Here is a 9,866-nt window from a genome sequence, read left to right as displayed (position 1 = left end):
CTCGACAAACACCGCCGCGGTCTCGGAGGCGAACAGCTCTGCCGCCGTTTCCCCGAAGAGGGCCAACCAGATATCGAAGTCGGCTTCAACGACATTCTGAAGCTTCAGGTGAGCCGGCACCGGCCGTCCATTATAGTCGCCGCTCTTCAATATGACGGAGCACCAGAAGTCCGTCATCTTCTCGAGATGAGGCTCCCAATCACCGACGATCTCGCGGGCGAAAATGGGTCCGAGCCGCTCATCCTTTCTGACCTTGGAATAGAATTTGCGGACCAGTGCTCCTATCGAGGCGCGATCGACATCAGAACGAACCAGGGGCTGTTCGAGGGCAGGGCGAACCCTGTCGAGCAAGACCGGTTTCGAAGTCATTCACGTTCCTATTCTTCAAGCTTCAGCTAACGCCCAGGCGATGAAGCGCGTCCTGAAACCAGCTACGGTCATGGACGAGTCGAAAGCCCAGATTGTCGGGCGGCGTGCCGACCGCGCACCCGCCGCTTTTGCCGTCGCGGATGAAGTTCGAAATGTAGGTGCGGTGGAAGCCCTCCACAACATGCACGCCGCAATTGCTGATCGAGCTGGCAATGCCGCCGCCGGACATCGTCGCGTGGGCGTAGCAAGTGGATGTCCACTCCCAGACATTGCCGGCAATATCCGCGACGCCCTTTGAGTTGAGGCCGAAGGACCCGGGTGCCTGCGGTTCAGGATCCGATTTGCGACCGAGCGCAACCTCGTTGCGATATTGCGTGAGCCATCGCCTTGCCGGGTTGGCCGGGTCGCCTTCGCCGGCCTCTATGTCGGCCCTGAACCGCTCGCCAGCGGCATAGGCCCATTCCAGGTCTGTCGGCAGCCGCCATGTCTCGCCCGTTCGCGCCGACAGCCAGTTTGCATAGGCTTGCGCATCGGTGAAGCTGACGCCGGTCGCCGGAACGTTGCCGGCAAGGCGCGAGTCCGCGGGCTTGCAGGCGCCATCCGAAACGCAACGGTCGTAATCCGTTGCGCTCACCTGGAACTTCATGATTTCCAGCGGCGCATCAATGGTCTCCTTCAAGACGGGCGCCGGCGCGGGATGATTGTCCTTGAGGAATTCGCCAGGCTGCGAATGGTTGAATGAACCAGGCGCCAGAACCACCAGTTCACCCACGGCAACGGGAGCCCCCGATTGCGAACCATCGACCGCATGGCTGACCCCCAAACCGATGAGCGCGGCGGCCGCGATCGTTCCGAACGTGAAGGCAGGATCGAAAGACATGCCGAATACTCCGCCTGCCGTGCAACCCGCCGGCGGTAAGGGCGGATTGCACAGTGACCGGCTCTCTCGGGTTACGAGGCGATCGCCTTGGGCGGTTCGACCTGCATCATCAGATCGTCGTCCCAGCTTCCGTCGACGGTGAAGTGCGCTGTCGCGCCGAGCTCGACCGCCTCGATCAGATTGTGATTGACGTAGGCATAGACGCCCGGCTGCCGGAATGTGTAGAGCGCGGCGCCGGCGGAACCACCGCGGATGAACCAGGTTTCCATGTCCTTGGCAGGCGGGTTCGCGAACTTGCCGCCCTCCCAGACGAAGTCGCCGTGGCCGCCGATCAGGTGCGGTCGCGTGTCGCGATTGGCCTGCGAGTGGACGATGAGGACGGTCTCGCCGACCTTGGCCTTCATGGCGTTTTGGCTGGTCAGCGATCCTGCCTTGCCGTTGAACACGACATGCGTCGGGATCAGCCCGCGCATCACCTTCACGGTGTCGTCGTAATTGTCGCCGGCCGAGTCGTACTTCTTGAATTTTCCCTGTTCGTCGCGCGGGATGTAGAAGTCGTTCTCGCCGATATAGTAGATACGGTCATAGCGGAGGGGCTTGCCCTTATCGTCCTTCAGGCCGTCGCGCGGGAGCACCATCACGGCTCCGCTCATTCCCGACACGACATGCCAGGGGATCATCGCACCGCCCGGCGCGCAATGGTAGACGAACGTGCCCGGCCGGGTCGCCTTGAAGCGCAGCGTCACCTGCTCGCCCGGATTGACCAGGGTCAGCCCGCCGCCCCCGAGCGCGCCGGTCGCCGCATGGAAGTCGATGTTGTGGGCGAGCGTGTTGGTATCGGGATTGATCAGCGTGAGCTCGAGATAGTCGCCCTCATGCACGACCATCAGAGGGCCCGGAATGGAGCCGTTATAGGTCATGGCGTTGAGCTGCGTGCCGTCGGCATCGATGACCATCGGCTTCTCTTCGATCTTCATGGTGAACTCGACAACCTTGGGACCGCCTTTGGCCACCTGGTCGTGAGCGTGCACGAACGGCGGCGCGACAAGGGTCACCTTCTCGCGTGGCAGTCCGGCCACATCCTTCGCGGCCGCCATCGCCGGCGCCGAGCCAAGGGTGGCAACGGCGGCAGCGGTAAGAACAGAACCCAACAAGGCTTCACGTCTCGTAAGCATTTTTCATCTCCTGAACTTCACCGTTTCGATGAAGCCAGGATAGTATCTTTGCGCGGCGCTTCTTTGCGTTTGCGCAAACCTTGGATCAATTGATTTTTGATTTGGATCAATTGCCGAACGCATCCCCGCATTGCTTGGCCGTGATTGCAGCGGATGCCAAATCGCAAATGAAACTGGCCGGACAGACCTCTCCCATGGTCTGTCCGGCCAGTGCCTCCAGCCCGCCATTGCCGGAGGCAGCCACGCGCGCTGTCGGATCAGTTCGAAGCGGTCTTGGTCGCTTCCGCGAACAGTTCGGCAAAGACGGGCTTCGCCTTGCCGGTCTGCTTGACGGCTTCCGCCGCTTCCAGGTTGACGGGCTTGCCGACGACGATCAGAGCCACCATGCCCATGCCGTAGTGGGGAGCGCATTTCACGCCATAGACGCCCTCTTTGGTAAGGGTGACTGTGATCTCCTCGCTCGCCTTGCCCTTGAAGGCTTCAGCGCCGTCCGGGATCATTCCCTTGATAATCTCGGCATTGTGGGTCTTGTCGGTAGGCACGAACTTGATGGTGTCGCCGGGAGCCGCCCGGACAAAATCGGGCTGGAACACCATCGCGCCCTTTTCACCCTTGTTCAGCATCTGCACGACATGTTCTTCGGCATTGGCAACGCCGACAATTGAGAGCAATGCGATCGCCGCGGCAACCAGGGGCAGTTTCATTGGAGAATTCCTTTCTTTGTTTCACCACGGCATCAACCGTTGCGTCCTTTTAGTTTGCCGGGCGACCTAGTGATTTGCGCTGGCGCAAATTGCCCGACGAAAATGATCGGCGCGCAACAAGCGAGGAGATGCGCCGCGTCGCCCGCTTTCAAGAGGCGCTCTTGCGGCGTGCTTGCAGGCGTGGCCGCAAGAGCATGCCGCCAAACAGCACTGCATAGCCGGCGAAGGCCGCAACCCAGAGCGCCGCCGAGATGTGGAGGAGAATCGCCGCGCCAGGCGCCATGGCGGCGGCCACGCGCAGAATGGCGGCGCTTACGATCGCGACGAAGACAGCTCTTGTTCCTCCGCTCGCCCTCAATTCGCGGCCCGTGTGGCCGAGGGAAGCGCGGGTCATGACGGCAAGCGTCATGCAGGCGATCGCCCCCACCGCGAACGCATGGATGCCGGCAATTGCGGGGATCGTTCCCGGAGCGAAGATGGCCAGCCCGGCAAGCAGCAGCCCAAACGGCACAAAGGCGAATGCGACATGCAAGATCAGAACCAGAGGATCGGACGGCGTTCGGTCACCCGCCCAGCGGGCGAGCCGAATGGCATTGAAGATCGCCGCGGCGATTAGCGGCACGCCGGTTGCGATGCTGTCGGGGAAGAAAGCCCACGCGGCGAGTCCCATGGCCGACAGCGCGATGGTTCCGGCATCGAACCGGCCGAACGGTGCCGGGAGCCGGCCCGGCTTCTCGCGAGCCAGCCAATTGCGTGTGAAACTCGGAACGATCCGACCGCCGATGATCATGATGAGGACGACGACCGCTCCAAGACCGAGGCGCCGGCTCATGTCGGAGACGCCCTGGTAATGGGCTTCGGCGTGAAACATGACATTTGCCGCGAAAAGCGTCGCGACCGGCAGGAGCACCTTGAGGTTCCGCCAGTTTCTTCCGGCAACGATTTCCGTTGCGGCGGCGGCGACCACGGCGAGAAGAAAGGAGCAATCCATGGCTGCGATCAAGAGCCAGCCCATCTCTGCCGAAAAGAACACGGCCACCCGGCCCGCGATCCAGAGCAGCACGAGCACGAGCAGGCGAAAGTCCTGAACGGGAAGTCGTCCGGTCCAATTCGGAATTGCAGTCAGCAGGAAGCCTGTCACGACTGCCGACAGATAGCCGAAGAGCAATTCGTGAATATGCCAGTCCACAGGCAGGAACGTGCTGAAGGTTTCGAGCTTGCCGTAATAGAGGGGCAACCACAAAAGCATCGCGATAGCGGCTTGCAGCGAGCCAAGCAGAAAGAAGGGCCGGAACCCGTAGGAGAGAATTGCCGGATAGGCGCTCGGCCGCGTCCGTGGAATTGCCATGACTGCCTCGTTGGAACCCAGGCAAGGTGCCTGTGTGGCTCTTCTATCCCGGTCAAGGAGGATGGAATTTGCCTCAGCGCAAACAAGAGCGTGAATCGCGGGCGGCACCGACAGGAAGCTTCACTTGTCGACGGGCGGTCGTCCGTGACACAGTCTGGTCAGGGGCCTGAGCGTGTTGCCCCGTTGAAAGCCCGGGGAGAAAAGGCCGTTGGCGAGCCTTGATCGATCACTGATTGCCGGCTTGTCTGTTTTCGAGGGGATCGCAGCCGCGGACCTCGACCGCATAGTCGGGCAGGCAAGGTCCATGCGGATTGCCAAGGATCAGCCGGTGTTCGAGCAGGAGCAGGAGGCTCATTCATTCTTCCTGCTGCTCGACGGCCACGTGCGCGTGGTGAAGTCGACCCCGGACGGGCAGGAGGTGACCGTGCGGTACATAAGCCCCGGCGAGCTGATGGGGATCGCCAGCGCGCTGGGCCTGACGACCTACCCGGCAAATGCCATCGCCGCCGTCGATTGCGTGGCGCTTGCCTGGCCAAGCCGGCTCTGGCCGACATTCGCGGCGAGCTTCCCGAGCTTCAGTTCCAACATCTACAAGACGGTGGGAAGCAGGCTGCAGGACGCCCACGCGCGCGTCATCGAGATGTCCACCGAGCAGGTGGAACAACGCGTTGCGCATGCGCTGCTAAAGCTGATCAAGCAGTCGGGGAAAAAGACCGAGGAAGGGATTCTGATCGACTTCCCGATTTCACGCCAGGACGTCGCGGAAATGACGGGCACCACGCTCCATACGGTGAGCCGGTTGCTTTCAGCCTGGGAAGACCAGGAGCTCGTCAAGAGCGGGCGCCAGAGGATCGTCGTGGTCGAGCCGCATCGGCTCCTCGTCATCGCCGAAGGTCGGGCGACGAAAAGCTAGAGCACCGTCCGGAATTGCGTAACAAATAGTTGGAGCGGTTAAGCGATTCTGCCAAACGCCGAGCCGCTCTATTCGACGGGACCGTTTTCGATCGCGGCCTGCAGCTCGCGGCGAAGCTGCTCTTCATCGAGATCATGCTCGCGTGCCGCGTCGGAAACCGTGTGAAAGGAAGCGATCGGGCAGCCGACGCACAGCATGCCGTGCTGGAGAACGACACGGATTGCCGCCGGCGTCTCGCGCATGATCCCGTCCATCGTCGCGTCGTCGTTCAATTTGCGTTTCATGGCATTTGTCCGCATGTACAGGCCGGCATCCTGCACGGGCTTTCTGGTGTGTTCGTTGCTCTGAAACAAAGATGGCGCTGTCTTGCCTCGCTCGGCGAGCCGGAACTTGAGGCGCATTTCAGAGTTGCGGCCGCCCTGGCCTGGCATTTTTGCGATGGATCAAAGCTCGACCGTTCTTCTTCCGATAGATCGATGGCGGCCACTCTTGACACCGGCCGGTCATGAACCGGTGGCAGCCTCGGTGCGTTGTGGTTTAGCCGGGGTCGGTTTGGAACCAGCGAAGGAGTCGGAAATGACCGAGCGTCCCAGCGCCAATCGCTTGTCTGCGCAGGAACTGCACGACATCGATGCCTACTGGCGTGCCGCCAACTACCTGACCATCGGGCAGATCTATCTGCTCGACAATCCGCTGCTTCGCGAGCCCCTTCGGCTGGAGCATGTCAAGCCCAGGCTGCTTGGCCATTGGGGAACCTCGCCGGGCCTCAGCTTCATCTATGCGCATCTCAACCGCGCCATCAGACTGCGCGACGCAAACGTCATCTATATCTGCGGCCCTGGCCACGGCGGGCCTGCCATGGTCGCGAACACCTACCTCGAGGGCACCTACAGCGAGATCAATCCCGATATTCAGTTGGACGAGGCCGGAATGAAGAAGCTCTTCCGGCAGTTCTCCTTTCCCGGCGGCATCCCAAGCCACGCGGCGCCGGATGTGCCCGGATCGATCCATGAAGGTGGCGAGCTCGGCTACGCGCTCTCGCATGCCTACGGCGCCGCCTTCGATAACCCGGATTTGATCGTCGCTTGCGTCGTTGGCGACGGCGAGGCGGAAACCGGGCCGCTGGCCACGTCCTGGCATTCCAACAAGTTCCTCAACCCGGCGCGTGACGGGGCGGTGCTGCCGATCCTCCACCTCAACGGCTACAAGATCGCCAATCCCACCATTCTCGCCCGCATCCCTGAGGAGGAATTGCGCGCGCTGTTCGTCGGCTATGGCTACGAGCCGCTGTTCGTCGAAGGCGACGATCCGGCCTGGATGCATGAGCGCATGGCCGTCGTGCTCGACGATGCGCTGGATAGCATCAAGGCGATCCAGCAGGCGGCGCGCAGCGGCGCGGCGACCGCGCAGCCCCGTCCGAAATGGCCGATGATCGTGCTGCGAAGCCCAAAGGGCTGGACAGGCCCCAAGGAGGTCGATGGACTGAAGACCGAGGGGTTCTGGCGCGCGCACCAGGTTCCACTCTCCGGTCTCGCCGAAAACCCTGCGCATCTGAAGATGCTCGAGGATTGGCTGAAGAGCTACCGGCCTGAAGAACTCTTCGATGCCGCGGGCGTACCCGTGCCCTCGATCGGCGCCACCGCGCCGCAAGGCGCCATGCGCATGGGCGCCAACCCGCATGCCAATGGCGGTCTGCTTCGCCGGTCCCTCGAACTGCCTGGCTTGGATGAGCATGCGGTCCCGCTCTCCCGCCCCGGAGACGTCAAGGCAGAACCGACCCGAGTCATGGGCAACTTCCTGCGCGACGTCATGGCGCTGAATCAAAGCTCGAACAACTTCCGCATCGTCGGCCCCGACGAGACGGCTTCGAACCGGCTGCAGGATGTCTTCGAGGTGACGGAGCGTGCCTGGATGGAAAAGATCCTGCCCGAGGATGTTCACCTCGGCAGGGAAGGCAAGGTTCTGGAGATCCTATCCGAGCATACCTGTCAGGGTTGGCTGGAAGGTTATCTCCTGACTGGCCGCCACGGCTTGTTCTCCTGTTACGAGGCTTTCACGCACATCGTCGATTCCATGTTCAACCAGCATGCGAAATGGCTGGATGCCTGCCGCAAGCTGCCCTGGCGAAGACCGGTCGCCTCGCTGAACTACCTGTTGTCCAGCCATGTTTGGCAGCAGGAGCACAATGGCTTCAGCCACCAGGACCCAGGCTTCATCGACGTGGCTTTGAACAAGAAAGCGGATGTCGTGCGCGTCTACCTGCCGGCGGACGCAAACAGCCTGCTTTGCGTGACCGACCATGTGCTGCGAACATGGAACCGCATCAACGTCATCGTCGCCGGCAAGGCCAAGTCCTGGCAGTGGCTGTCCATCGATGATGCGAAGGTTCACTGCAGCGCCGGTATCGGCATATGGGACTGGGCGTCGACCGACCGCGGGGCCGAGCCGGATGTGGTTATGGCCTGCGCCGGCGATGTGCCGACGCTCGAGACGCTGGCCGCCGTTCAGATTATGAGGGACCACATTCCCGAACTCAGGATCAGGGTGGTCAATATCGTCGACCTGATGACCCTGCAGCCGAAGGAACACCATTCGCACGGCCTGTCGGATCGCGAGTTCGACGCGCTTTTCACCAAGGATAAGCCCGTCATCTTCGCCTACCACGGCTATCCATGGACCATCCATCGCCTGACCTATCGGCGGACCAACCACGACAACATCCATGTGCGCGGCTACAATGAGGAGGGGACGACCACCACACCCTTCGACATGACCGTGCTGAATGGGCTGGACCGCTATCATCTCGTGCTGAGCGTGCTCGACCGCATTCCCGAGCCGGCCGGCGCGCACATCCAACTGAAACAGGCCATGGAAGGCAAGCTGATCGAGCACCATGCCTATAGCCGCGAGCATGGACAGGACATGCCCGAAATCCTCGGCTGGAAATGGGAGCGGTAGTCGATGCCGAAGCGCCAGACCGAGAGGACGGGCGCCGTGAGGTTGGCCGGAACCGGCCGGACATGACCGGTACCATCCTCGTCCTCAATGGCGGTTCCTCAAGCCTGAAGTTCGCTTTGTTTCAGCAGCGCGGCGAACTTCCCCAGCTGGCGCGTGGCAGCGTTTCATCGATCGGGCACCGTCCACGATTGCGCGTCGCGCCCACGGCTTTGTCGCCCGGGATCGACAGGAGCTTGGGGGACGGGCCGATCGATATTGCGAAGGCATTCGAAGCCGTATCCTCCTTTCTCGCCGATAGCGGCCTTCTGCGCCAGGTCGGCAAAGTCGGCCATCGCATCGTGCATGGCGGTCAGGAATTCGTCCGGGCGACCCTGCTCGACGAGCGCACGCTCGATCTTCTGCGCAGGCTCGAACCGCTCGCTCCGATCCATCAGGAGATCAACCTGGAGATCGTCGGCCTGGCCCGTCGGCTTTTGCCTGGAGTCAAACAGGTCGGCTGCTTCGATACGGCCTTTCACGCGACGCGGCCCGAACTCGCCCGGCTCTATGGCTTGCCGCAAACGATGTCGGAACAGGGCATCGTCTCCTACGGCTTCCACGGGCTCTCCTATAGCCACATCTCCGCGAAGCTCCGTGACCGCTACGGCCCAAGCGCCGGCGGACGAACGATTGTCGCCCATCTCGGCAGCGGGGCGAGCCTGTGCGCGATGAAGGCAGGGGAAAGCCTCGCCACCACCATGGGTTTTTCGACGCTTGAGGGCCTCGTCATGAGCACACGCTGCGGCGCCATCGATCCTGGCGTGCTTCTGCACCTTTTGCAGGATCGCAAGCTGTCGCCGGACGAATTGTCCACCTTGCTTTATGAGCAATCGGGCCTTCTCGGCGTATCCGGCATTTCCGGGGATATGCAGACCCTGCTTGCGTCGAAGGACCCTGCGGCGGCCCGTGCCGTCGATCTCTTCGTCTATCGCGTCGGGCGTGAGATCGGATCGCTCGCAGCCGCGCTTGGAGGGCTCGACACGTTCGTGTTCACCGCGGGCATCGGCGAGCATGCGCCTCAAATCCGGCAAAGGATCTGCGAGGCCGCGGCATGGCTCGGTGTCTCGCTCGATGACGGTTTGAACCGCGGTGGCGCCGAACTGGTCAGCGCCCCGGATTCCCGCGTCGACGTTCTTGTCATTCCGGCCGACGAGGAACGCGCGGTGGCCACGCAACTCCTCAAACTCGAAGCGGTCTGACTTGCCCGTGATGGGTGGTGGGACTCAGAGCGGTTCAGCGTTTGGTAGAATCGCTGAACCGCTCTAACTGTTTGTTTTTACGCAGTTCCGAACGGAAGGTTACGGCGAAGTCGCCGAGCCCAACCGTTGCGCACTTTTCCTGAAATTGCTCTAGCAGGCTGTTGAAGAAGTACTGGCGCGGTTGTTTGGAGCGTGATTCACTGCTCCCCGAACGATTTGGGGACGGTGAATGCGCGGATTGGACGAACGGTCGGGCTCGCTGTTTTCCTATGTCGACCTCG

General features: G+C 62.0%; 10 protein-coding genes. 3 read left to right on the top strand and 7 right to left on the bottom strand.

Annotated elements, in window-relative coordinates; genetic code table 11:
• From EOA29_RS14355 to EOA29_RS14335, 5 genes are all read right to left on the bottom strand, one after another.
• Positions 1-369, bottom strand: a 369-nt coding sequence (locus EOA29_RS14355) for a group III truncated hemoglobin (RefSeq protein WP_145969674.1), incomplete at its 3' end; no start/stop codon positions are given.
• A gap of 22 nt (positions 370-391) precedes the next feature.
• The gene (locus EOA29_RS14350; protein WP_127221059.1) at positions 392-1,249 is read right to left on the bottom strand and encodes an SUMF1/EgtB/PvdO family nonheme iron enzyme; all 858 of its coding nucleotides are present in this window, start codon (positions 1,247-1,249) and stop codon (positions 392-394) included.
• A gap of 71 nt (positions 1,250-1,320) precedes the next feature.
• Positions 1,321-2,424: a copper-containing nitrite reductase gene (gene nirK / locus EOA29_RS14345; protein WP_127221058.1), complete on the bottom strand. Its 1,104-nt coding sequence runs from the start codon at positions 2,422-2,424 to the stop codon at positions 1,321-1,323.
• 257 nt (positions 2,425-2,681) lie between these two features.
• Entirely contained in the window at positions 2,682-3,128 is a 447-nt protein-coding gene (locus EOA29_RS14340) for a pseudoazurin (RefSeq protein ID WP_126095552.1), read from the bottom strand.
• 148 nt (positions 3,129-3,276) lie between these two features.
• A complete protein-coding gene (locus EOA29_RS14335; RefSeq protein ID WP_127221057.1) occupies positions 3,277-4,476 on the bottom strand; it encodes an NnrS family protein in 1,200 nt (399 codons plus the stop codon).
• 208 nt (positions 4,477-4,684) lie between these two features.
• Here EOA29_RS14335 and EOA29_RS14330 point away from each other — a divergent pair, with 208 nt between their 5' ends.
• The gene (locus EOA29_RS14330) at positions 4,685-5,389 is read left to right on the top strand and encodes a Crp/Fnr family transcriptional regulator (RefSeq protein ID WP_127221056.1); all 705 of its coding nucleotides are present in this window, start codon (positions 4,685-4,687) and stop codon (positions 5,387-5,389) included.
• Between the two features lie 68 nt (positions 5,390-5,457).
• Here the strand turns inward: EOA29_RS14330 and EOA29_RS42975 are convergent, their stop codons facing one another.
• The gene (locus tag EOA29_RS42975; protein WP_245468470.1) at positions 5,458-5,820 is read right to left on the bottom strand and encodes a DUF1858 domain-containing protein; all 363 of its coding nucleotides are present in this window, start codon (positions 5,818-5,820) and stop codon (positions 5,458-5,460) included.
• A gap of 145 nt (positions 5,821-5,965) precedes the next feature.
• On the opposite strand from EOA29_RS42975, the gene EOA29_RS14320 reads away from it, so the two are divergent.
• Both EOA29_RS14320 and EOA29_RS14315 read left to right on the top strand, forming a co-directional pair.
• Positions 5,966-8,347: a phosphoketolase family protein gene (locus EOA29_RS14320; RefSeq protein ID WP_127221055.1), complete on the top strand. Its 2,382-nt coding sequence runs from the start codon at positions 5,966-5,968 to the stop codon at positions 8,345-8,347.
• A gap of 62 nt (positions 8,348-8,409) precedes the next feature.
• On the top strand, positions 8,410-9,585 hold the full coding sequence (locus EOA29_RS14315) for an acetate/propionate family kinase (protein WP_127221054.1): 1,176 nt from the start codon (positions 8,410-8,412) through the stop codon (positions 9,583-9,585).
• A 34-nt stretch (positions 9,586-9,619) separates the two neighbouring features.
• On the opposite strand, the gene EOA29_RS42235 is transcribed toward EOA29_RS14315, so the two are convergent.
• A partial coding sequence (locus tag EOA29_RS42235; RefSeq protein WP_210213147.1) for a hypothetical protein occupies positions 9,620-9,866 on the bottom strand: 247 nt, incomplete at its 5' end.

Origin of the sequence: Mesorhizobium sp. M1E.F.Ca.ET.063.01.1.1 (assembly GCF_003998155.1) — a bacterium.
Taxonomy (GTDB): Bacteria; Pseudomonadota; Alphaproteobacteria; order Rhizobiales; family Rhizobiaceae; genus Mesorhizobium.
The sequence above is the reverse complement of the archived record's forward strand: the minus strand, read 5'-3'. Positions and strand labels throughout refer to the sequence as shown.